Origin of the sequence: Pseudomonas sp. BF-RE-21 (genome assembly GCF_019947305.1) — a bacterium.
Taxonomy (GTDB): Bacteria; Pseudomonadota; Gammaproteobacteria; order Pseudomonadales; family Pseudomonadaceae; genus Aquipseudomonas; species Aquipseudomonas migulae.
In genome coordinates this window covers 239180-263567 of record NZ_JAGYGF010000004.1, presented here as the reverse complement: position 1 = coordinate 263567, position 24388 = coordinate 239180, and the positions used below count along the sequence as shown (strand labels likewise).

Below are 24388 nucleotides of genomic sequence, written 5' to 3'. Positions count from 1 at the left end.
GGTACACGCCCCCTCGAGAGGCCGAGTGGAGGTTCTGCGCAGTGGGCAACCCGGCATGGATGCCGGGTTAGCCGCCCCCGGCCATGGATGGCCGATGGCGGCGGGCCCACGGAGCAGGACCGGAGCGAGGGCATGCCGAGCCACAGCGAGGCACCGAACGAAAGGGGCAAAAGCGCTTTGGTTACTTTCGCGCTTTTCGAAAGTGACTCGCTGTAAAAGCGAAACCATAAGCAGCCGTGACCGCAGTAACGGATATGTACACCCCCAAAAAACCGACCGCCTGACACAAAGCCTTCGCGAGCAAGCTTCGCTCCTACAAAAAGCAGATAGGTTATTAGACGATTGTCGACAATACCTATTTATCCTTTGACTATTACCCCGCTATTCGCTAGTTTTTGCCGCATCAGCTTTCAAGGTGTCGACAATATGCTGGATCAACTCGATCCCCCAGTCATTGCCCAAGACGATTCGGAAACACTTTCCGAGAACGTCTTCCGGCGCATTCAGGCGGCCATCGTCAAAGGCGAGATCGCCCCGGGCAGCAAAATCTCCGAACCGGAACTGGCGCGCACCTACGGCATCAGCCGCGGCCCGTTGCGCGAAGCGATCCACCGTCTGGAAGGCCAGCGCCTGCTGGTTCGCGTGCCGCACGTCGGCGCACGAGTGGTTTCCCTGAGTCATGCGGAGCTGCTGGAACTCTACGAAATCCGCGAATCCCTCGAAGGCATGGCCTGTCGCCTGGCCGCCGAACGCATGACGGTCGAAGAAATCGACGAACTGCGCCGGGTCCTCGAAACCCACGAGCGCGACGCCGCGTTTCAGGCCGGTGTCGGCTACTACCAGCAGGAAGGCGATTTCGACTTCCACTACCGAATCATCCAGGGCAGCGGCAACCGCACCCTGACGCAGATGCTCTGCGGCGAGCTTTATCAACTGGTGCGCATGTACCGCATCCAGTTTTCCACCACGCCCAATCGCCCGCGCCAGGCCTTTGCCGAGCACCACCGGATTCTCGATGCCATCGCCGACCGTGACGGTGAACTGGCCGAGTTGTTGATGCGCCGTCACATCGGCGCCTCCAAACGCAATATCGCCCGTCACTACCAGGACGGCGCTAACCCGACAGCCACTGAACGAGGTGAGTCATGAGTTCCAACAAGAGCACTCCAGGCCAGCGTTTCCGCGATGCGGTCGCCAGCGAACATCCGCTGCAAGTGGTCGGCGCGATCAACGCCAACCACGCGTTGCTGGCCAAGCGCGCCGGTTTCAAGGCTATTTACTTGTCGGGCGGCGGCGTCGCTGCCGGCTCCCTCGGCGTGCCGGACCTGGGCATCACCGGCCTGGACGACGTGCTGACCGACGTACGTCGCATCACCGACGTCTGCGACCTGCCGTTGCTGGTGGACGTGGACACCGGTTTCGGTTCCTCGGCGTTCAACGTCGCGCGCACCGTCAAGTCGATGATCAAGTTCGGCGCGGCGGCGATTCACATCGAAGACCAGGTCGGCGCCAAGCGCTGCGGTCACCGCCCTAACAAAGAAATCGTTTCGCAGCAGGAAATGGTCGACCGCATCAAGGCGGCTGTTGATGCGCGCACCGATGACAGCTTCGTGATCATGGCCCGCACCGACGCCCTGGCCGTTGAAGGCCTGGAATCCGCACTGGATCGCGCTGCGGCGTGCATCGAGGCCGGTGCCGACATGATCTTCCCGGAAGCCATCACCGAACTGGAGATGTACAAGCTGTTCGCCAGCCGTGTGAAAGCGCCGATCCTGGCCAACATCACCGAGTTCGGCGCGACGCCGCTGTACACCACCGAGCAGTTGGCCGGTGCCGATGTGTCGCTGGTGCTATACCCATTGTCCGCGTTCCGCGCCATGAACAAGGCCGCGGAAAACGTCTACACCGCGATCCGCCGCGACGGTACGCAACAGAACGTGATCGACACCATGCAGACGCGCATGGAGCTTTACGATCGCATCGACTACCACACGTTCGAGCAGAAGCTCGATGCGTTGTTCGCTGCTAAAAAGTAATGAAAGCCCTGTAGGAGCGAAGCTTGCTCGCGAAGACGGACTGACATTCAAAATCAATGTCGTCTGAGACACCGCTTTCGCGAGCAAGCTTCGCTCCCACAAGTTTCCCTAACAAATTCAAAAACTGGAGACAGCAATGGCCGAAGCAAAAGTACTCAGTGGCGCCGGGCTCCGTGGCCAGGTTGCCGGGCAAACCGCACTGTCCACCGTGGGCCAGTCGGGCGCAGGCCTGACCTATCGCGGCTACGACGTTCGCGAACTGGCGGCTGACGCCCAATTCGAAGAAGTGGCCTATCTGCTGCTGTACGGCGAACTGCCGACCCAGGCGCAACTCGCCGCTTACGTGAGCAAACTCGGCAAGCTGCGCGACCTGCCGCAAGCGCTGAAAGAAGTGCTGGAACGCATCCCCGCCGACGCCCACCCGATGGACGTGATGCGCACCGGTTGCTCGTTCCTGGGCAACATCGAGCCAGAGAAAGACTTCTCCGAGCAGCATGACAAAACCGACCGCCTGCTGGCCGCGTTCCCGGCGATCATGTGCTACTGGTATCGCTTCAGCCACGACGGCAAACGCATCAGTTGCGTGAGCGACGAGCCCTCCATCGGCGGCCACTTCCTGCACCTGCTGCACGACAAGAAACCGAGCGAGCTGCACGTCAAAGTGATGAACGTTTCGCTGATCCTCTACGCGGAACACGAATTCAACGCCTCGACCTTCACCGCACGGGTGTGTGCATCGACTTTGTCCGACCTGTTCTCATGCATCACCGCCGCCATCGGCTCCCTGCGCGGTCCGCTGCACGGCGGCGCCAACGAAGCGGCGATGGAAATGATCGAGCGCTTCAAATCGCCGGAAGAGGCGATCAAAGGCACCCTCGGCATGCTTGAGCGCAAGGACAAGATCATGGGCTTCGGCCACGCGATCTATAAGGACAACGATCCGCGCAACGAGGTGATCAAGGGTTGGTCGAAGAAGCTCGCTGAAGAGGTGGGTGACACCGTCTTGTTCCCGGTTTCCGAAGCCATCGACAAGACCATGTGGGAGCAGAAAAAACTGTTCCCCAATGCCGACTTCTACCATGCGTCGACGTACCACTTCATGGGCATCCCGACCAAGTTGTTCACACCGATTTTCGTCTGCTCGCGCCTGACCGGCTGGGCGGCGCATGTGTTCGAACAACGTGCCAACAACCGCATCATCCGCCCGAGCGCCGAATACACCGGCGTCGAACAGCGCAAGTTCGTGCCAATCGAACAACGCTGAATGGTGGGGGCGGGCACCGAGCCGTGAACCTTGTAGGAGCGAAGCTTGCTCGCGAAGGCGGTCTGACATTCCAAATCAATGTCGACTGGTACACCGCTTTCGCGAGCAAGCTTCGCTCCTACAGGGGGGCGGTTTTCCAATCAAATTCTGGTGCCGCCCCGCCTTTTGTTATTACCGTGACCGAGTCCTGACGATGAACACTGAATTCCGTAAACCGCTGCCCGGCAGCCATCTGGATTATTTCGACGTCCGTGCGGCAGTCGAAGCCATCCAGCCCGGCGCCTACGACACTCTGCCGTACACCTCCCGCGTGCTGGCGGAAAACCTGGTGCGTCGCTGCGACCCGGCCACGCTCACCGAATCCCTGAAGCAATTCATCGAACGCAAACGCGACCTCGATTTTCCATGGTTCCCGGCTCGCGTGGTGTGTCACGACATCCTCGGCCAGACCGCATTGGTCGACCTCGCCGGCCTGCGTGACGCCATCGCTTTGCAAGGTGGCGACCCGGCGCAAGTGAACCCGGTGGTGCCGACGCAACTGATCGTCGATCACTCGCTGGCCGTCGAGCGCGGTGGCTTCGATCCACAGGCGTTCGAGAAGAACCGCGCCATCGAGGACCGTCGCAACGAAGACCGTTTCCACTTCATCAACTGGACCAAAAAAGCCTTCAAGAACGTTGACGTGATCCCGCCGGGCAACGGGATCATGCACCAGATCAACCTGGAGAAAATGTCGCCGGTGATCCAGGTGCGCGACGGCGTGGCGTTCCCCGACACCTGCGTCGGCACCGACAGCCACACCCCGCACGTCGATGCGCTGGGCGTGATCGCCATCGGCGTCGGTGGTCTCGAAGCGGAAAGCGTGATGCTCGGCCGCGCATCGTGGATGCGCCTGCCGGAAAGCGTCGGCGTCGAACTGACCGGCAAGCTGCAACCAGGCATCACCGCCACCGACATGGTGCTGGCGCTGACCGAGTTCCTGCGCAAGCAAAAAGTCGTCGGCGCATGGCTGGAATTCTTCGGCGAAGGCGCTTCCGCGCTGACCCTCGGCGACCGCGCAACCATCTCCAACATGGCCCCTGAATACGGCGCCACGGCGGCGATGTTCTACATCGACCAGCAGACCATCGACTACCTCAAACTCACCGGTCGCGAAGACGAGCAGGTGCAGTTGGTCGAGAACTACGCCAAGACCACGGGCCTGTGGGCCGACAGCCTGAAGGGCGCGCAATATGAGCGCGGCTTGACCTTCAACCTGTCCTCGGTGGTGCGCAACATGGCCGGCCCGAGCAACCCGCACGCCCGCGTCGCCACCTCCGATCTGGCCGCGCAAGGCATCTCCGGCCAGTGGGACGACGTGCCCGGCCAGATGCCGGACGGCGCGGTGATCATCGCCGCCATCACCAGCTGCACCAACACCAGCAACCCGCGCAACGTGATCGCTGCCGGCCTGCTGGCGCGCAACGCCAACAAGCTCGGGTTGACCCGCAAACCGTGGGTCAAATCGTCCCTGGCACCGGGCTCGAAAACCGTAGCCTTGTACCTCGATGAAGCGGGCCTGACTGACGAACTGGAACAGCTCGGTTTCGGCGTCGTGGCTTTCGCTTGCACCACTTGCAACGGCATGTCCGGCGCGCTCGATCCGGTGATCCAGCAAGAGATCATCGACCGCGACCTGTACGCCACGGCCGTACTCTCCGGCAACCGCAACTTCGATGGCCGGATTCACCCGTACGCCAAGCAAGCGTTCCTCGCTTCGCCGCCGTTGGTGGTCGCGTACGCCATCGCCGGCACCATCCGTTTCGACATCGAAAAAGATGTGCTGGGCCTGGATGCGAACGGCAAGGAAATCCGCCTGAAAGACATCTGGCCGAGCGATGAAGAAATCGATGCGGTGGTGAAAGCCTCGGTGAAGCCGGAGCAGTTCCGTCAGGTCTACATTCCGATGTTCGCCATCCACGAAGACACCGGCCCGAAAGTGACGCCGTTGTACGACTGGCGCGAGATGAGCACCTACATCCGCCGTCCGCCGTACTGGGAAGGTGCGCTGGCCGGTGCGCGTCCGCTCAAGGGCATGCGCCCGCTGGCGGTGCTGCCGGACAACATCACCACCGATCACCTGTCGCCGTCGAACGCGATCATGCTCGACAGCGCCGCCGGCGAATACCTGGCAAAAATGGGCCTGCCGGAAGAGGACTTCAACTCCTACGCCACGCACCGCGGTGACCACCTGACCGCGCAACGCGCCACCTTCGCCAACCCGAAACTGTTCAACGAAATGGTCCAGGAAAACGGCAAGGTCAAGCAGGGTTCGCTGGCCCGCGTCGAGCCGGAAGGCAAGGTCATGCGCATGTGGGAAGCCATCGAAACCTACATGGAGCGCAAGCAGCCGCTGATCATCATTGCCGGCGCCGACTACGGTCAGGGTTCGTCCCGCGACTGGGCGGCCAAAGGCGTGCGTCTGGCCGGTGTGGAAGCGATTGCCGCCGAAGGTTTCGAGCGCATCCACCGCACCAACCTGGTGGGCATGGGCGTGTTGCCGCTGGAGTTCAAGCCGGGCACCAACCGCCACACCCTGGCCATCGACGGCAGCGAAACCTACGACGTGATCGGTGATCGCACGCCGCGCGCCGAGCTGACGCTGGTGATCCATCGCAAGAACGGCGAGCGCGTCGAGGTGCCGGTCACCTGCCGTCTCGACACCGCCGAAGAGGTGTCGATCTACGAGGCCGGTGGCGTGCTGCAACGCTTCGCCCAGGACTTCCTCGAAGAATCGGCCGTCGCCGTCTAAAACATGCTGTGCGGGCACGGAGTTTCAGATTCCGTGTCCGCTTTGAAGGAGCACCAATGGCTCACGCACCTCAAATCAAAATCCCCGCCACCTACATGCGTGGCGGCACCAGCAAAGGCGTGTTTTTCAGCCTGAAAGACTTGCCCGAAGCGGCGCAGGTTCCAGGCCCGGCACGCGATGCCTTGTTGTTGCGGGTGATTGGCAGTCCCGACCCGTACGACAAGCAAATCGACGGCATGGGCGGCGCGACCTCCAGCACCAGCAAAACCGTGATCCTGTCGAAAAGCATCAAGGCTGATCACGATGTCGATTACCTGTTCGGTCAGGTATCCATCGACAAACCTTTCGTCGACTGGAGCGGCAACTGCGGCAACCTGTCCGCAGCGGTCGGTTCGTTCGCCATCAGCAACGGGCTGGTCGATGCCAGCCGCATTCCGCACAACGGTGTGGCGGTGGTGCGCGTGTGGCAGGCCAATATCGGCAAGACCATCATCGCCCACGTGCCGATCACCAACAGTGAAGTGCAGGAAACCGGTGATTTCGAACTCGACGGCGTGACCTTTCCGGCGGCCGAAGTGCAGGTCGAATTCATGGACCCGGCGGCAGAAGAAGAGGGCGGCGGTGGTTCGATGTTTCCGACCGGCAACCTGGTGGATGACCTCGAAGTGCCCGGCGTCGGGACCTTCAAGGCGACCATGATCAATGCGGGCATTCCGACCATCTTCGTCAATGCCGAAGACATCGGTTACACCGGCACCGAGTTGCAGGGCGCCATCAACGGTGATCCGAAAGCGCTGGCGATGTTCGAGACCATTCGTGCGTATGGCGCGTTGCGCATGGGGCTGATCAAGTCACTGGACGAAGCGGCCAAGCGTCAGCACACGCCCAAGGTTGCCTTCGTGGCCAAACCGGCGGATTACGTTGCCTCCAGCGGTAAAGCGATTGCTGCGGGTGACGTCGACTTGCTGGTGCGTGCGTTGTCGATGGGCAAGTTGCACCACGCGATGATGGGGACTGCTGCGGTGGCTATCGGCACTGCTGCCGCCATTTCCGGCACGCTGGTAAACCTTGCAGCGGGTGGTGTCGAACGCAACGCTGTGCGCTTCGGCCATCCGTCCGGCACGTTGCGCGTAGGCGCTGAAGCCAGCCAGGTGAACGGCGAGTGGACCGTCAACAAAGCCATCATGAGCCGCAGTGCGCGGGTGCTGATGGAAGGCTTCGTGCGCATACCTGGCGACGCCTTCTAACCCGATATCCCTTGTAGGAGCCGGCTTGCCGGCGATGGCGTCCTTTCAGGCGATACATGTATCGCTGACCCACCGCTATCGCCGGCAAGCCGGCTCCTACAGGGGACCGCATTTCAATTATAAGAATGTGATTTACCTGAACCGAGGTCCCATCAACGAACCACTTTACGAGTGAATCGAACATGAGCACCAACGTCGACCTGAACAACCGCCCCGACTACGACACGGTCCTGCAGGACATTGCCGACTACGTCCTCAACTTCAAAATCGAATCCAGAGAAGCCCTCGACACTGCCCGCAATTGTCTGATGGATACTTTGGGCTGCGGCCTCCTGGCCTTGCGCTTCCCCGAATGCACCAAGCACCTTGGCCCGATTGTCGAAGGCACCGTCGTGCCGTTCGGCGCTCGCGTGCCGGGCACCCGCTACCGTCTCGATCCGGTCAAGGCTGCCTGGGACATCGGCTGCATCGTGCGCTGGCTCGACTACAACGACACCTGGCTCGCCGCGGAATGGGGACATCCCTCCGATAACCTCGGGGGCATTCTTGCGGTGGCCGATCACCTGTCGCAGAAGCGCCTGGCCAATGGCGATGCGCCGCTGACTGTTCGCGCCGTACTCGAAGCGATGATCATGGCCCACGAGATTCAAGGCGTGATTGCGCTGGAAAACTCCTTCAACCGTATAGGCCTTGATCACGTCATCCTGGTGAAAGTCGCCTCGACCGCCGTCACCGCCAAACTCATGGGCGCCAATCGCGAGCAGTTGCTGTCGGCGTTGTCCCATGCTTTCGCCGATGGTCAGGCGTTGCGCACGTATCGGCATGCACCGAATGCCGGGTCGCGCAAATCCTGGGCGGCGGGCGATGCCTCCAGCCGGGGCGTGCGTCTGGCCGACATCGCGATGCGTGGCGAGATGGGCATCCCCGGCGTATTGACCGCCAAACAGTGGGGCTTCTACGACGTATTGTTCAGCCACAGCAACAACGACCTGGCGCTCAAGCCTGAAGGCAAACGTGTGTTCAGTTTTTCCCGACCGTACGGCAGTTACGTGATGGAAAACGTGCTGTTCAAGATCAGCTTCCCGGCCGAATTCCACGCACAAACCGCCTGCGAAGCCGCCGTCACCTTGCACCCGCAAGTCAGGAATCGCCTGCACGAAATCGACAAAATCGTCATCACCACCCACGAGTCGGCGATCCGCATCATCTCCAAGGTCGGCCCGCTGGCCAATGCGGCGGACCGCGATCATTGCCTCCAATACATGGCCGCGGTGCCGCTGGCGTTCGGCAATCTGGTGGCCGAGCAATACGAAGACGAGTTCCACGCGGCGCACCCGATCATCGATGTGCTGCGCGAGAAAATGGTCATCGTCGAAGACCCGCGCTTCACCCACGAATACCTGGAGGCTGACAAACGCTCGATCGCCAACGCGATTCAGGTGTTTTTCAAGGACGGCTCCAGCACCGAGAACGTGGTGGTGGAATACCCGATCGGCCATCGCCGTCGCCGCACCGATGGCATTCCGTTGCTGGAAGACAAGTTCAAAGCCAACCTGGCGACACGCTTCACCGGCCAGCGCAGTGCCGAGATTTTTGCCTTGTGCAAGGATCAGGCAGCGCTTGAAGCCACACCGGTGAACCGCTTCATGGACCTGTTCGTCATCTGATTGCATGCACAAACCTGTAGGAGCCAGGCTTGCCGGCGAAGGCGTCCTTGAATACGCCTTCGCCGGCAAGCCTGGCTCCTACAGGTTCCGTGTCAGCCATTTTTCCAGCGGCAGTTTGGTGATCGCAAACCCGGTCAACAAGATCGCCGAATAGATCATCAACTCTCGCGAAAGGCTTTGCCCCTCATACCAAGCGCCGATCACCACCGCGAACACCGGAAAAATGATGAACACAAACGACAAAATGATCGGGCTCAAGCGCTTGAGCAGCAAAAAATAAACGATAAACCCACCCACCGACGCCACCAGCCCAAGATAGAGCAGGGCGCCCCAGGAACGCAGGCTGATCCCATCGAACACCGGCGCTTCGACATTCAGCCCCGCGACAAACAGCATCAAGCCCGCAATGCCGATCGGCAGCGTGTTGTAGGTAATGACGCTGATCGCCGAGCCGTGTTTCTTGGTCACCACGTAACACAACGCATGCATCACCGCCGCACAGAGAATCGCCAGCACGCCGAACAGTTCAGCGTGGTCCAGATGCAATCCCTGGCTGCGAATAATCATGAACAGACTGCCGAAGCCGATGGCAATGCCGAGCACTTGTGACGGGTAGATTTTTTCTCGCAGAAACAGCGCGGAAAACACCAGGATGAACACCGGCATGCAACTGAACAACAGGGCCGTGAGCCCGGACGAAACATGCATCTCGCCGTAATTGAGCAAGTAATACGGCAGGCTGAAATACGACAGCGTCACGAACAGGAAAAACCAGCGGCTTTCCTTGGGGAACATCAACGGCTCACGACGGATGAGGGCGAAAACAAGGAACAACGGAAAGGCGATCAGGAACCGCAGCCCGGCGGCCGTCAGCGGTGGCACCGTTTCAACCGCAATCTTGATCCCGAGCCATGTCGTTCCCCAGCTCAGGCACACGATCAGAAAAAGGACGCTGGTGATCAGCGCGGCTAACCAGGGTTTTCCAGTGCTTGAATTCGCGCTGAGAGCGATGGACATGATCGAGTTCCTTTTTTGTTGTCGGAATTGACCTGCATCTGCAAAAGGTCTATCCCTGATTGAACCTGCTTAAAGCACGCTATTCGGGACTGAAATGAGTGTCAAAGTAAGTATTGCCATGGTGTCAATCCTGCGCGACGGGCTCGTCAACGGACTGGGCGTGAAGTACAAGCGCCTGGCGGACGCCGTGGAAAAAGCGATCGTTGAAGGCGTGATCGAGCCCGGCTGCAAACTGCCACCGCATCGGCTGTTGGCCGACAGCCTCGGCGTGACCATCGGCACCGTCAGCCGTGCTTACGGCGAGCTCGAGCGCGTAGGACGGGTGGTCGCTCGCGTAGGAGATGGCACTTACGTGCGTCAGCGCGGGATGGAACGTCAGCGCGATGCTGGCTTTCGCAATGTCAGCGACGAGCCGCAGGCATGTTTCGACATGAGCCGTAATCAACCGATTCCGGGGCAGGAAGCACTGTTTTTAAGCCAGAGCTTGCAGGCGTTGGCGCACGATCCCGATGCCTTGCACAGCATCAGCGGCTACACCGCCGATGCCGGATCGCTACGCCATCGTGCAGCGGGTGCGCACTGGTTACGGCACCTGCAATTTGTGCCGGATGCCGAGCAGGTCGTATGCGTGAACGGCGGCCAGCACGGTCTGTTGTGTGCCTTGATGGGGTTGCTCAAGGCGGGCGATACCGTGGTCACGGAGCACCTGACTTACCCGGGGTTGATCAGCGTTGCACGCATGCTTGGGATCAAACTGATCGGCGTCGCGATGGATGACGAAGGGCTGATGCCGGATGCGCTGGAAGACGTTTGCCGCAACCATCGTGTGTCGGCGCTGTACTGCACGCCGACGATCCAGAATCCTACGGCGGCGGTGATGTCCGTCCCACGGCGTGAGGCGATTGCCGAGGTCTGTCGGCAGCACAATCTGCTGATCTTTGAGGATGAAGCCCACGCGGTGTTGGCTCGGCAGCGACCGTTACCCTTGAGTTATTTCGCCCCGGAGCGCTCGGTGTTGATCGGCAGCCTGAGCAAAGCGGTTTCGGCGGGGTTGCGCGTCGGTTATCTGCATGCGCCGCAACCGTTGATCGGGCGCTTGAGCGCGGCGGTACGCGGAACGTGCTGGATGGCCAGTCCGTTGGCGCTGGAGGTGGCGAGCCTTTGGATCGAAAACGGTAGTGCGGCGCAGTTGCTGGCTCAGCAGATTATCGAGATCGGTCGGCGCAAGGCGTTGGTCAGTGGGGTGTTGGAGGGCGTGGTGTACAAAACCCATCCCGACAGCCCGCACTTCTGGATCGAAGTGCCCGAGCCGTGGCGGGCGTCGCAGATTGCGGCGGAGCTCAAGGAGAACAATTACCTGGTCGCCACCGCCGAGGCGTTTGCGGTCGGGCATGGGGCGGTGCCGCAGTTCATTCGGGCGAGTGTGTGTAATTCGGCGGGGGATGATGGATTGTTGATTCGAGGGTTTGAAGCGTTGGTCGGGGCATTAACAGAGACCGTGTAATCGTTCATCGCGAGCAGGCTCGCTCCCACAGTGGATTTGCGGCGTTCACAAAACCTATGTGGGAGCGAGCCTGCTCGCGATGGCGGCCTGGCAGACGCTGAATAACTACTTGAACCGCCGCTCCACACCTTTCTCCACTAGAATCTTCGCCGAAATCTCTTCCACCGAAAAATGCGTGGAGTTGATGTGCGCAATATTCTCGCGGCGGAACAGATTCTCCACTTCGCGCACTTCAAACTCGCACTGCGCGTAGCTCGAATAGCGGCTGTTGGGCTTGCGTTCGTTGCGGATCGCGGTCAGGCGGTCCGGGTCGATGGTCAGTCCGAACAACTTGTGCTGGTGGGCGCGCAGGGCGTTTGGCAGCGTCAGGCGCTCCATGTCGTCTTCGGTCAGCGGATAGTTGGCCGCGCGGATGCCGAATTGCATTGCCATGTACAGGCACGTCGGCGTCTTACCACAACGCGACACCCCCACTAGGATCAGGTCGGCCTTGTCGTAATAATGCGTGCGCGCACCGTCGTCGTTGTCGAGGGCGAAGTTCACCGCCTCGATGCGTTCCATGTAATTGGAGTTGCCACCGATAGAGTGAGACTTGCCGACAGTGTAGGAAGAATGCTCGGTCAGTTCCTGTTCAAGCGGTGCCAGGAAAGTCGAGAAAATGTCGATCATGAAACCATTGGACGTCGCGAGGATCTCACGAATGTCCTGGTTGACGATGGTGTCGAATATGATCGGCCGGAAGCCGTCGGTTTCGGCGGCCTTGTTGATTTGTTGTACCATGGCCCGCGCTTTATCCACGTTGTCGATGTACGGCCGCGTGAATTTGCTGAAGGTAATGTTTTCGAACTGCGCCAGGAGGCTTTGACCCAGGGTTTCGGCGGTAATGCCGGTGCCATCGGAGATAAAGAAAGCAGATCGTTTCATTTGCACCTTGGGCCTTAAGCTAGTGACGAATCTTGGATATGATAGGCGCGGTTTGCCGGCCTCGAGTGGCCCGCATTCTCACTTATTTTCCAGGTCCAGGCCATACAGCCGGCAAATGCTCCTTTCGAGCGCCGGCTTCTGAGCTTTTCCAACACAGTTAGTGGAGAGATCACCTTGGTAGAGTACGTAGTTTCCCTCGATAAGCTCGGCAAACACGATGTTGAGCATGTGGGGGGCAAGAACGCATCCCTGGGCGAGATGATCAGTAACCTTGCAGGTGCCGGTGTATCGGTGCCCGGTGGCTTCGCCACGACAGCTCAGGCTTATCGTGATTTTCTGGAACTGAGCGGCTTGAACGATCAGATCCACGCCGCCCTCGACGCCCTGGACGTCGATGATGTCAACGCCCTGGCCAAGACCGGCGCCCAGATCCGTCAATGGATCATGGAAGCCGAGTTCCCCGAGAAGCTCAACACCGAGATCCGCACCGCGTTCGCCACGCTGTCGGCCGGTAACCCTGACATGGCCGTGGCCGTGCGCTCTTCCGCTACCGCCGAAGACCTGCCGGACGCTTCCTTCGCCGGTCAGCAGGAAACCTTCCTGAACATCCGTGGTGTCGAAAACGTCATTCGCGCCGCCAAAGAGGTGTTCGCTTCGCTGTTCAACGACCGTGCGATCTCCTACCGCGTGCACCAGGGCTTCGACCACAAGCTGGTCGCCCTGTCGGCTGGCGTGCAGCGCATGGTCCGCTCCGAAACCGGCACTGCCGGCGTGATGTTCACCCTCGATACCGAATCGGGCTTCCGTGACGTGGTGTTCATCACCGGCGCCTACGGCCTGGGTGAAACCGTCGTACAAGGCGCGGTGAACCCGGATGAGTTCTACGTCCACAAAGGCACGCTGGCCGCCGGTCGTCCGGCCATCCTGCGTCGCAACCTGGGCAGCAAAGCCATCAAGATGATCTACGGCGAAGTCGCCACGGCCGGCAAGTCGGTCAAGACCATCGACGTCGACAAGGCCGATCGCGCACGTTTCTGCCTGAGCGACGCCGAAGTCAGCGAACTGGCCAAGCAAGCGATGATCATCGAGAAGCACTACCAGTGCCCGATGGACATCGAATGGGCCAAAGACGGCGACGACGGCAAGCTCTACATCGTTCAGGCCCGTCCTGAAACCGTGAAGAGCCGCACCCAGGCCAACGTCATGGAACGTTACCTGTTGAAAGAAACCGGCACCGTGCTGGTTGAAGGTCGCGCCATCGGCCAGCGCATCGGCGCCGGCAAAGTGCGGATCATCAAGGACGTGTCCGAGATGGACAAAGTCCAGCCAGGCGACGTGCTGGTTTCCGACATGACCGACCCGGATTGGGAACCGGTCATGAAGCGCGCCAGCGCCATCGTCACCAACCGTGGCGGTCGTACCTGCCACGCGGCGATCATCGCTCGCGAACTGGGCATTCCGGCCGTGGTCGGTTGCGGCAACGCCACCCAACTGCTGAAAGACGGCCAGGGCGTGACCGTTTCCTGTGCGGAAGGCGACACCGGTTACATCTTCGAAGGTGAGCTGGGCTTCGACATCAAGAAGAACTCCGTGGATGCCATGCCGGATCTGCCGTTCAAGATCATGATGAACGTCGGCAACCCGGACCGCGCCTTCGACTTCGCGCAACTGCCGAACGCCGGTGTGGGCCTGGCCCGTCTGGAATTCATCATCAACCGCATGATCGGTGTGCACCCTAAAGCGCTGTTGAACTACGACGGCCTGCCGCAGGAAATCAAGGACAGCGTCGACAAGCGCATCGCCGGTTACAACGATCCGGTCGGCTTCTACGTCGAGAAACTGGTCGAAGGCATCAGCACGCTGGCGGCTGCGTTTTATCCGAAAAAGGTCATCGTGCGTCTGTCGGACTTCAAGTCCAACGAATACGCGAACCTGATCGGCGGCAAGCTTTACGAGCCGGAAGAAGAAAACCCGATGCTGGGCTTCCGTGGCGCCTCGCGTTACATCAGCGAATCGTTCCGTGACTGCTTCGAACTCGAATGCCGCGCCCTCAAGCGCGTGCGCAACGAGATGGGCCTGACCAACGTTGAGATCATGGTGCCGTTCGTCCGTACCCTGGGCGAAGCGAGCCAGGTTGTCGACCTGCTGGCCGAAAACGGTCTGGCCCGTGGCGACAACGGTCTGCGCGTGATCATGATGTGCGAACTGCCGTCCAACGCGATTCTGGCGGAAGAATTCCTTGAGTTCTTCGACGGTTTCTCCATCGGCTCCAACGACCTGACTCAGCTGACGCTGGGCCTGGACCGTGACTCCGGGATCATCGCTCACCTGTTCGACGAGCGTAACCCTGCGGTCAAGAAGCTGCTGGCGAACGCCATTGCTGCGTGCAACAAGGCGGGCAAGTACATCGGTATCTGCGGTCAGGGTCCTTCGGACCACCCTGATCTGGCCAAGTGGCTGATGGAGCAGGGCATCGAAAGCGTTTCGTTGAACCCCGATTCCGTACTGGAAACCTGGTTCTTCCTGGCTGAAGGTCAAGCTTCGGCTTGATGGTGTGGGAACGGCTCGCTCACTGTAGGAGCAAGGCTTGCCCGCGATGGCGTCTTCAAAATCGCCATCGCCAGCAAGCTGTGCTCCTACAGGGGGTGGCCGTTTTAAGAGATTGAAGTAGGGCGGGCTCCTCTGGATGCCGCCCTTTTTTGTGCAAGAGACTATGCAAAGCAGCAGCAACCTATTTCCTGTCGCCCTGATCAGCGCCGAGCGGCGCGGTGATCTGAGCGAAGACGTCTATCGTTTGAAACCCGGCAACAGCCCTGACGGCACCGTGGAGCTGGCCGTGACCCGTCTGGGCATGGCAGACGCACCCGCGCACGGTGGTGTGCCGGTGATTCTGTTGCACGGCAGTTTTTCCAATCGGCGCTTCTGGTTCTCCCCTAAAGGTCTGGGGCTGGGCGCCTATCTGGCGCGTCTGGGATTCGATGTGTGGATCGCGGAAATGCGCGGTCATGGCCTGTCCCAGCGCAATCAGAACTATCGCAAGAACCGCGTCGCCGACTACGCTCGTTACGATCTGCCGGCCATTGGCGCGTTCGTGCGCGAGCAGAGCGGCCAGGTTCCGCACTGGATCGGTCACTCGCTGGGTGGCATTACCCTGGCGGCAGCCTTGGGTGGCGGGTACATCGGTGAACCGGTCGTCGCGTCTGCGGCATTCTTCGGTACGCAAGTCAGCCGCACCTATTGGCCGTTGAAAATTCCGCCGGTGGAGTGGAGCGGGCGCTTCATTCTCAAGCGTTTCGCCCAACTGTCCGGTTCACGGCTCAAGCGCGGCCCGGAGGACGAGCCGATTGGCCTGGCCCTGGAAAGCATGCGCTGGTATGGCCTGTTCGGGCGTTTTGGTGATGCCGACAAGGATTGGTGGGCCGGATTGGCTGACGTTCAGAGCCCGGTGTTGGCTGTGAGTGCCGTCAGCGATCATCAGGATCCAGCGTGGGCGTGCCGCAAGTTGTTTGATCAGATCGGTTCAGAGCACAAGCAATTCATCAACCTTGGCCGTGAGCAGGGCTTTGGCGACAATTTTGGTCACGTGGAAATGTTGGTCAGCAAAGCCGCTCAAGCCGAAGTCTGGCCGTTGGTGGCGCGTTGGCTGTCGGACCAGCACACGCCTTTGCTCGGTGAAAAAGCGGATTTGGCCTCGGCAGTCTGAGCCCGATGCTCTATCAAGGGCATTCCGCTCTGATCGGCTTGCGGCTAAGATATGACGCATTGAGCTTTTCTGGTCACTTTGCGACATCCTCGATTGTCTTCCTCTTTACAGGAGTTTCTCGATGAACCATTACCTCACGCCTGACCTGTGCGACGCCTATCCGGAACTGGTGCAGGTGCTGGAACCGATGTTCAGCAATTTCGGCGGCCGTGATTCCTTCGGCGGCGAAATCGTGACCATCAAGTGCTTCGAAGACAACTCGCTGGTCAAGGAGCAAGCCGAACTCAAGGGTAATGGCAAGGTGTTGGTGGTCGATGGTGGCGGTTCCCTGCGTCGCGCGCTGCTGGGCGACATGATCGCCGAGAAAGCCGCTAAAAACGGTTGGGAAGGGATGGTGATCTACGGGTGCATCCGCGACGTCGATGTCATCGCGCAGACTGATCTGGGCGTTCAGGCCCTGGCCAGTCACCCGATGAAAACCGACAAACGTGGCATTGGCGACCTCAACGTTGTGGTGACGTTTGCCGGTGTGACGTTCCGTCCAGGCGAATACATTTATGCGGACAATAATGGCGTGATCATCTCGCCAAGCCCGCTGAAGATGCCTGAATAAGCGTTGCGCCAACCGAAGGGGTGAGGATGTTCGAGGAAGAAAACGCGCAGTGGGGGCTGGTGCATGCCCTGGTGCTGGATGGTAAAGGCGGCGCGCGTTCGATAGCCCGGACTGAACTCGATGACTTGCAGCTTCAGGCCCATGAAAGCCTGTGGCTGCACTGGGATCGCAGTCACCCGCAAACCCAGACCTGGCTGCGCAAATCCAGCGGTCTGAGCGAATTCAGCTGTGATCTGCTGCTGGAAGAGAACACCCGTCCGCGTCTTCTACAGCTTTCCGACAGCGAACTGCTGCTATTTTTGCGTGGGGTCAACCTCAACCCCGGGGCCGAGCCGGAAGACATGGTCTCGGTGCGGATCTTCGCCTCGGCACAGCGGGTTATTTCCCTGCGCCTGCGTCCATTGCGCGCCACCGACGAGTTGCTGGTGCAGCTCGCGGAAGGCAAGGGGCCGAAGACCGCCTCCGAACTGATCCTTTATATGGCCCAGTACCTCACCAACAAAGTGCAGGATCTGGTCAGTTGCCTCTCGGAAGTGGTCGATGAGGAAGAAGAAAAACTGGATGCCGACGAACGGTATTCACCCGAGCATGACTCCATTTTGCAGATCCGTCGCAGGGCTGCTGCGCTGAAACGTTTCCTGGCACCGCAGCGGGATATTTTCGGACAACTGACCCGGATAAAACTACCCTGGTTTGTCGAAGATGACGGCGACTACTGGAACGAATTGAACAACAGCCTGACCCGCTATCTCGAAGAGCTGGAATTGACCCGGGAGCGGGTGGGGCTGGTCCTCGAGGCCGAGGACAGACGTTTGAGCGTGCGTATGAATCGCACGATGTACCGCTTCGGGATCATCACCGGAATCTTTTTGCCGATGAGTTTTCTGACCGGTCTTTTGGGTATCAACGTCGGCGGTATTCCGTTCTCTGCCAGCCCGTATGGCTTCCTGATTGCCTGCCTGATGATGATCTCGGTGGCACTGGGGCAGTGGTGGTTATTCCGACGTTTGCGCTGGGTATGACGATGCGCCATGTGACCCGGGTAAATTTGACCGCGTCTTTCACAGACATCACGAGAGGTGCGTATGCACGATCCGTTTGAACAGTCTTTGCGTGACATGCTGAACGCTTCGCCGTCCACCCGCGACGACGATGCGTGTCTTGGGCGCGTCCTGAAAACCGCCAACCGCCAGGTCGGCGCCGGCGATCTGTTCAGCCTGCTGGGCCGCTGGTTGCCCGCGCTGATGATTGCCTTGAACAACGGATCGGCTCACGTCTCGCCGGTTTCCCGTCACCGTAAACCTACCGTTCGCACTGCTGATAAGGCTGATTGAATATGGAACTTGATCTCTGGACTCAGAGCCTCGTCACTGCAATGACTGCGTTATGGACCAAGGTTGCGAATTTCATTCCGAACCTGTTCGGCGCACTGGTCGTGCTGCTGTTGGGTTTCGTCGTGGCGAAACTTTTGGATACTTTGCTGTCCAAGTTGCTCGCCAAGCTCGGTCTCGACCGCTTGATGGGTGGCACCGGTCTGACAAAATTGCTGTCCCGGGCCGGCCTTCAAGTGCCGATTTCGACGCTGATAGGCAAAATTGTCTATTGGTTCGTTTTGCTGATTTTTCTGGTTTCTGCAGCAGAATCGCTTGGACTTGAGCGAGTTTCGGCTACGCTGGACATGCTTGCGCTGTATTTGCCGAAAGTGTTTGGCGCCGCGCTGGTGCTGCTGGTAGGTGTTTTGCTGGCACAACTGGCCAATGGGCTGGTGCGAGGTGCGGCAGAGGGCGTAGGGCTGGATTACGCCGCCGGGCTGGGGCGAATTGCCCAGGGCCTGGTGATTATCATCAGTATTTCGGTCGCAATCAGCCAGTTGGAGGTCAAGACTGACCTGCTCAACCATGTGATTGTGATTGTTTTGATTACCGTTGGTCTGGCGGTAGCGCTGGCCATGGGGTTGGGAAGCCGGGAAATTGCCGGTCAGATTCTTGCGGGAATCTATGTGCGTGAGTTGTATCAGGTTGGGCAACAAGTGCGTGTTGGCGAGGTCGAAGGTCAGATCGAAGAGATCGGCACGGTTAAGACCACATTGCTGACCGATGAGGGTGAGCTAGTCTCTCTCTCTAATCGGATTCTCCTGGAGCAGCATGTGAGTAGCCGCTAACCCGGCAAACCCTGCTAATGTATGCCGCCGCAAAATGCCCTGAAGGGCTGCGGCGGACATTGACCTGACTGTCGGCCAGACTTGTTTTGAATAAAGCTCAATCGCTCTCCACGCGCTACGACCCCCGCGAGCTCTCTGATGAGGAGTTGGTCGCGCGCTCGCATACCGAGCTGTTTCACGTAACGCGCGCCTATGAAGAATTGATGCGCCGTTACCAACGAACATTATTTAACGTTTGTGCACGATATCTTGGGAACGATCGCGATGCAGACGATGTCTGTCAGGAAGTGATGTTGAAGGTGTTGTATGGCTTGAAGAACTTCGAAGGTAAATCGAAGTTCAAGACATGGCTATATAGCATCACGTACAACGAGTGCATCACACAGTATCGGAAAGAACGGCGAAAGCGTCGCTTGATGGACGCATTGAGTCTGGACCCCCTCGAGGAAGCGTCTGAAGAAAAGGCGCCGAAACCCGAGGAGAAGGGCGGGCTTGATCGCTGGCTAGTGTATGTGAACCCGATTGACCGTGAAATTCTGGTGCTACGATTTGTCGCAGAGCTAGAGTTTCAGGAGATCGCAGACATCATGCACATGGGTTTGAGTGCGACAAAAATGCGTTACAAACGCGCTCTAGACAAATTGCGTGAGAAATTTGCAGGCATTGCTGAAACTTAGTTCGGCGCAAATATCTCTTACGTGTAGGCAAGTTCTGATAGACTTGCCGCCGAGTTGTCCCCCGGTTTGCGGGACTGCTTCACAATCACCAGATGGGGATTTAACGGATGAAACTGAAAAACACCTTGGGCTTGGCCATTGGTTCTCTTATTGCGGCCACTTCGTTCGGCGCATTGGCACAAGGCCAAGGCGCAGTTGAAATCGAAGGCTTTGCAAAGAAAGAGTATTACGATAGCCAGCGCGATTTCAAAAACGACGGCAACCTGTTCGGTGGTTCGGTTGGTTACTTCCTGACCGACGACGTTGAACTGCGTCTGGGCTACGACGAAGTGCACAACGTTCGTAGCGAGTCGGGCAAGAACATCAAGGGCTCCAACACTGCCCTGGACGCTCTGTACCACTTCAACAACCCAGGCGACATGCTGCGTCCGTACGTTTCGGCCGGCTTCTCCGATCAGAGCATCGGTCAGAACGATCGCGGTGGTCGTAACGGTTCCACCTTCGCCAACGTTGGCGGCGGTGCCAAGCTGTACTTCACTGACAATTTCTACGCCCGTGCCGGCGTTGAAGCTCAGTACAACATCGACCAAGGTGACACCGAGTGGGCTCCAAGCGTCGGTATCGGTGTGAACTTCGGTGGCGGCTCCAAGCCTGCAGCTGCTCCAGTTCCAGCACCAGCTGAAGTCTGCTCCGACAGCGACAACGATGGCGTTTGCGACAACGTTGACAAGTGCCCGGACACCCCAGCCAACGTAACTGTTGACGCTGATGGCTGCCCAGCAGTTGCCGAAGTCGTTCGTGTTGAGCTGGACGTTAAGTTCGATTTCGACAAATCTGTTGTTAAAACCAACAGCTACGGCGACATCAAGAACCTGGCTGACTTCATGAAGCAGTACCCATCCACCACCACTACTGTTGAAGGTCACACTGACAACGTCGGTCCTGACGCTTACAACCAGAAACTGTCCGAGCGTCGTGCAAACGCCGTTAAGCAAGTTCTGACCAACCAGTACGGTGTTGAATCGTCCCGCGTTCAGTCTGTTGGCTACGGCGAATCCCGCCCAGTTGCTGACAACAAAACTGACGCTGGCCGCGCTGTAAACCGTCGCGTAGAAGCGCAGGTTGAAGCTCAAGCTAAGTAATTAGCCCGCAGCTCTGAGAAAAGCCCGGCTTAGGCCGGGCTTTTCTTTGCCTGCGATTTGGGTTTTCGAATCACCGGCCCCCTGTAGGAGCCGGCTTGCCGGCGATGGTCGTCAACGATGACGCTTTAAGCCTGACACCCTGCGGTGATCTCAAATTCTTCGCCAGCGAGCTGGCTCCTACAGGTTTCATGGCGTGCAGCCACCGCACCGATCACCAGAATCGCCGGGCTTTTCAGCTCAAAGGCGCAGGCATCTTCCTCCATCGCTGTCAGATCGCTCCGACATTCCCGTTGATGCGGCAGGGAAGCGTTTTCAATCATCGCCACCGGCGTATCCGCCGCCATCCCTCCGGCCAGCAACTGCTCGCGAATTTCACTGAGCTTCGCCACGCCCATGTACACCACCAGCGTTGTGCCACTTTGCGCCAGGGCTTGCCAATTCAGGCTGCTGCCATCCTGAGTGTGGGCGGTGACCAGCGTCACGCCGCGCGCCACGCCCCGCAGGGTCAGCGGAATATCGCATTGCGTCGCACCGGCCAGCCCGGCGGTGATGCCATTGACCAGCTCCACGTCGACCCCGCGTTCGCGCAGCCACTGCGCTTCTTCACCGCCCCGCCCAAAAATGCACGGATCGCCACCCTTGAGCCGCACCACGCATTTACCGTGGCGGGCATAACGCAGCATCAATCGATGAATGAACGCCTGAGGCGTCGAGCGACAGCCACCGCGCTTGCCCACCGGAATGATCCGCGCCTGCGGGCAATGTTCCAGCACGGCGCCATTCACCAGGTCGTCGATCAGCACCACATCCGCTTCGCTCAACGCCCTGACGGCTTTGAGGGTCAGCAATTCCGGGTCACCAGGACCCGCACCCACCAGCCAGACTTTTGCGTTCATAGTGTTTTCCTCACGAGATGACGGCGATCGGCTGCGCCGTGGCGGCCAGCAAACGCTTGATTTCCGGGACGCACGAGCCGCATTGCGTGCCGCAGCCCAATTCCTGTTTCAACCCCTGCAAATCCAGGCCTCGACGGATGCCGGCACAGACCGCGCCTTGGCTGACGTTTTTGCAGTTGCACAGGGTTTTAGTGCCGGCAACCGATGTGGTGGCGTTGCCCGGTGGTGCGCTCAGTGGTGCAAGCAGCCAGCGCCGCAGTTGTTCATCGGCGCGACCTTCTTGCCAAAGGTCCTGCAGCCAGTGCTGTGCCAGGGTTTCACCGGCCAGGCGAATCGCGGTGATCCGGCCATGCTCGATCCGCACCCGTTTGCCGATGGCGCGCCGTGGGTCGTCGTACGCCAGGACCGGCCCTTCATTGAGCCCAAGGCAGTGGTCGATTTCGCATAACAATTGCGGATCTGGCGCTGTGGCGCTGGCAGCGCGTATGAGCAGCGCAGGGCGCTCACGACCGGTGAGGCTGAGGCTGACGTAGGAAAACGCCTCACAGAGTGGTCGTAGTGTCTCAAAATGCTGTTGAACATCGCCCTCAATCAGTACGAAAAGGTTCCAGGGCAAATGCACGGGGTCGATTCGTACGCCGCTGTGTTTGAGTTCCGGTTGTTTCGACAACGGATCGAATGCCGGTTGGGTGAGCGCATTGACCCCGCCCTTCAGGAACCGGTCGCCCCAGTGCATCGGCAGAAACGCCTGGCCCGGACGCACGCTGTCATCGCTGCCGACGGCGACAATCACCGCGCCGCGACGGCTTTTCAAACTGACCAGTTCTCCCGGTTGCAGCCCATGGCGATGCAATTCATCCGGGTGCAGGCTCAGCACGGCTTCGCTGACATGACCGAACAACTGCGCGGCAGTGCCGGTGCGGCTCATGCCGTGCCATTGATCGCGCAGGCGGCCGGTGATCAGGGTCAGCGGGAATTGCCCATCGCGCTGTTCCTTGGCGGCAAGGTACGGATCGGCCACGAACCGGGCACGCCCGTTGGCGGTCGGGAAAATTCCGTCCCGATACAGTCGGGCCGTACCTTCACGGGCGCCGGCGGGAAACGGCCATTGCTGTGGACCGAGACGATCAATCAGCTCATGACTGATACCGGACAAGTCCAGATCCCGGTCGCGCGTCAGGAGTTTGTACTCATCGAAGACCTGCGCCGGGGTGTCGAACGCAAACAGACTGGGTTGTCCGGGACGCAGGTATTTTTCCAGGCGCTGTGCGAAATCCACTGTAATTGCCCAGTCGGAACGCGTTTCTCCGGGGGCGACAATCGCCCGGCGAACGTGGGAAATCCGCCGTTCGGAGTTGGTCACCGTGCCGTCTTTTTCACCCCAACTGGCAGCAGGCAGCAGCAGATCGGCGAACGCGGCGGTTTCGGTGGTGCGAAAGGCTTCCTGCAACACCACGAACGGGCAGGCTTGCAGCGCCTCGCGCACGGCGCTCTGGTCCGGCATCGATTGCGCGGGGTTGGTGCAGGCGATCCACAGGGCTTTGATGGTTCCGTTACGAACCTGCTCGAACAATTCGATTGCTGTGAGCCCGGTGTTTGCCGGCAGTTGATCCACGCCCCAGTAGGCTGCGACTTCTGCGCGATGCTCGGCATTGGCCGCTTCGCGATGGCCTGGCAGCAGGTTCGACAGGCTGCCGGTTTCGCGACCTCCCATGGCATTCGGCTGACCGGTCAGGGAGAAAGGTCCTGCGCCGGGACGGCCGATTTGTCCGGTGGCCAGGTGCAGGTTGATCAGCGCACTGTTTTTCGCACTGCCGGCGGTGGACTGGTTCAGTCCCATGCACCACAGCGACAGAAAGCTTGGCGAGGTGCCGACCCACTCGGCGCATTGCTGCAGTTGCTCAACGCTGATCCCGCACAGCTGCGAGACCATTGGAGGCGTGTAGTCGCGCACCAGGTTTTTCAGTTCAGCCAGGCCTTCGGTGTGGGTCTCGATGAAGTCGCGGTCGATCCAGCCTTCCCACAGCAGCAGGTACAAAATCCCATGGAACAAGGCGACATCGGTGCCGGGAAGAATCGCCAGATGTAGGTCAGCCAAGTCGCAGGTATCCGTACGACGAGGGTCGATGACGATGACTTTCATCTGTGGTCGGCGGGATTTGGCCTCTTCCAGGCGACGAAACAGGACCGGGTGGGCGTAGGCCATGTTACTGCCGACGATCATCACGCAGTCGCTTGTCTCAAGGTCTTCGTAACTGCATGGCGGTGCGTCGGCACCGAGGCTGCGCTTGTAGCCGACCACTGCCGATGACATGCACAGGCGCGAATTGCTGTCGATGTTGTTGGTGCCGACCAACGCTCGCGCCAGTTTGTTGAAACTGTAGTAGTCCTCGGTCAGTAACTGCCCGGAGATGTAAAACGCCACGCTGTCCGGACCATGTTCGGCGATGGTTTCGGCGAACACGCTGGCGGCGTGATCGAGGGCGGTGTCCCAGTCGGTGCGGCTGCGGGCCAGGCCTTTGCCCAGGCGCAGTTCCGGGTACAGCGCTCGGGCCGCGAGGTCGCCGGTCAAGTGCAGGGTCGAGCCCTTGCTGCACAGCTTGCCGAAGTTGGCCGGGTGGGCCGGATCGCCGCTGACGCCGAGGATGCGCTCGCCGTCATGCTCGATCAGCACGCCGCAGCCGACCCCGCAGTAGCAACAGGTGGAGGCGGTGATCTGGCTGTTCATCAGCTGGCTTCCCGCATG

The 24388-nt window shown here is 59.7% G+C and carries 19 protein-coding genes; 15 read left to right on the top strand and 4 right to left on the bottom strand.

What is annotated here, in order from left to right; all coding sequences use genetic code 11:
• The first annotated feature begins 429 nt into the window (after nt 1-429).
• The 6 genes from KGB25_RS05520 (at nt 430) to prpD (ending at nt 9005) form a co-directional block, all read left to right on the top strand.
• Nucleotides 430-1149 (top strand): GntR family transcriptional regulator, encoded by a 720-nt coding sequence (locus tag KGB25_RS05520; RefSeq protein ID WP_177318157.1) that lies wholly within the window; start codon nt 430-432, stop codon nt 1147-1149.
• Nucleotides 1146-2036, top strand: a complete 891-nt coding sequence (gene prpB, locus KGB25_RS05515; protein WP_008027432.1) for a methylisocitrate lyase — start codon at nt 1146-1148, stop codon at nt 2034-2036. Before KGB25_RS05520 ends, prpB begins: the two co-directional genes overlap by 4 nt.
• 136 nt (nt 2037-2172) lie before the next feature.
• Nucleotides 2173-3300: a 2-methylcitrate synthase gene (prpC, locus tag KGB25_RS05510; protein ID WP_008027431.1), complete on the top strand. Its 1128-nt coding sequence runs from the start codon at nt 2173-2175 to the stop codon at nt 3298-3300.
• A gap of 193 nt (nt 3301-3493) precedes the next feature.
• Complete coding sequence (gene acnD, locus KGB25_RS05505; protein WP_223434522.1) at nt 3494-6091, top strand: Fe/S-dependent 2-methylisocitrate dehydratase AcnD; 2598 nt, start codon at nt 3494-3496, stop codon at nt 6089-6091.
• 56 nt (nt 6092-6147) lie between these two features.
• The gene (prpF, locus tag KGB25_RS05500; protein WP_223434520.1) at nt 6148-7338 is read left to right on the top strand and encodes a 2-methylaconitate cis-trans isomerase PrpF; all 1191 of its coding nucleotides are present in this window, start codon (nt 6148-6150) and stop codon (nt 7336-7338) included.
• Nucleotides 7339-7520: 182 nt separating this feature from the next.
• Nucleotides 7521-9005, top strand: coding sequence for a 2-methylcitrate dehydratase (gene prpD, locus KGB25_RS05495; RefSeq protein WP_223434519.1), 1485 nt, complete (start codon nt 7521-7523; stop codon nt 9003-9005).
• 78 nt (nt 9006-9083) lie between these two features.
• Here prpD and KGB25_RS05490 read toward each other — a convergent pair whose 3' ends face one another.
• Nucleotides 9084-10022, bottom strand: a complete 939-nt coding sequence (locus KGB25_RS05490; RefSeq protein ID WP_008036822.1) for a DMT family transporter — start codon at nt 10020-10022, stop codon at nt 9084-9086.
• Between the two features lie 94 nt (nt 10023-10116).
• Here KGB25_RS05490 and KGB25_RS05485 point away from each other — a divergent pair, with 94 nt between their 5' ends.
• On the top strand, nt 10117-11526 hold the full coding sequence (locus KGB25_RS05485) for a PLP-dependent aminotransferase family protein (protein WP_223434517.1): 1410 nt from the start codon (nt 10117-10119) through the stop codon (nt 11524-11526).
• A gap of 105 nt (nt 11527-11631) precedes the next feature.
• Here KGB25_RS05485 and KGB25_RS05480 read toward each other — a convergent pair whose 3' ends face one another.
• The gene (locus KGB25_RS05480; protein ID WP_008027418.1) at nt 11632-12450 is read right to left on the bottom strand and encodes a pyruvate, water dikinase regulatory protein; all 819 of its coding nucleotides are present in this window, start codon (nt 12448-12450) and stop codon (nt 11632-11634) included.
• 174 nt (nt 12451-12624) lie between these two features.
• Here KGB25_RS05480 and ppsA point away from each other — a divergent pair, with 174 nt between their 5' ends.
• The 8 genes from ppsA (at nt 12625) to KGB25_RS05440 (ending at nt 20746) form a co-directional block, all read left to right on the top strand.
• Nucleotides 12625-15000, top strand: a complete 2376-nt coding sequence (gene ppsA / locus KGB25_RS05475) for a phosphoenolpyruvate synthase (protein ID WP_008027416.1) — start codon at nt 12625-12627, stop codon at nt 14998-15000.
• A gap of 163 nt (nt 15001-15163) precedes the next feature.
• The gene (locus KGB25_RS05470; protein ID WP_032832384.1) at nt 15164-16153 is read left to right on the top strand and encodes an alpha/beta fold hydrolase; all 990 of its coding nucleotides are present in this window, start codon (nt 15164-15166) and stop codon (nt 16151-16153) included.
• 121 nt (nt 16154-16274) lie between these two features.
• The gene (gene rraA / locus KGB25_RS05465; RefSeq protein ID WP_008037775.1) at nt 16275-16766 is read left to right on the top strand and encodes a ribonuclease E activity regulator RraA; all 492 of its coding nucleotides are present in this window, start codon (nt 16275-16277) and stop codon (nt 16764-16766) included.
• A gap of 26 nt (nt 16767-16792) precedes the next feature.
• Nucleotides 16793-17788: a zinc transporter ZntB gene (locus KGB25_RS05460; protein WP_008027409.1), complete on the top strand. Its 996-nt coding sequence runs from the start codon at nt 16793-16795 to the stop codon at nt 17786-17788.
• 63 nt (nt 17789-17851) lie between these two features.
• Entirely contained in the window at nt 17852-18100 is a 249-nt protein-coding gene (locus KGB25_RS05455; RefSeq protein ID WP_007944521.1) for a hypothetical protein, read from the top strand.
• A 2-nt stretch (nt 18101-18102) separates the two neighbouring features.
• Complete coding sequence (locus KGB25_RS05450) at nt 18103-18927, top strand: mechanosensitive ion channel family protein (RefSeq protein WP_008027407.1); 825 nt, start codon at nt 18103-18105, stop codon at nt 18925-18927.
• A gap of 86 nt (nt 18928-19013) precedes the next feature.
• Nucleotides 19014-19604: an RNA polymerase sigma factor SigX gene (gene sigX, locus KGB25_RS05445; protein WP_017337463.1), complete on the top strand. Its 591-nt coding sequence runs from the start codon at nt 19014-19016 to the stop codon at nt 19602-19604.
• A gap of 107 nt (nt 19605-19711) precedes the next feature.
• On the top strand, nt 19712-20746 hold the full coding sequence (locus KGB25_RS05440) for an OmpA family protein (RefSeq protein ID WP_008027405.1): 1035 nt from the start codon (nt 19712-19714) through the stop codon (nt 20744-20746).
• Nucleotides 20747-20871: 125 nt separating this feature from the next.
• On the opposite strand, the gene cobA is transcribed toward KGB25_RS05440, so the two are convergent.
• On the bottom strand, nt 20872-21642 hold the full coding sequence (cobA, locus tag KGB25_RS05430) for a uroporphyrinogen-III C-methyltransferase (protein ID WP_223434515.1): 771 nt from the start codon (nt 21640-21642) through the stop codon (nt 20872-20874).
• 10 nt (nt 21643-21652) lie between these two features.
• Nucleotides 21653-24370: a nitrate reductase gene (locus tag KGB25_RS05425; RefSeq protein WP_223434514.1), complete on the bottom strand. Its 2718-nt coding sequence runs from the start codon at nt 24368-24370 to the stop codon at nt 21653-21655.
• Between the last annotated feature and the right edge of the window lie 18 nt (nt 24371-24388).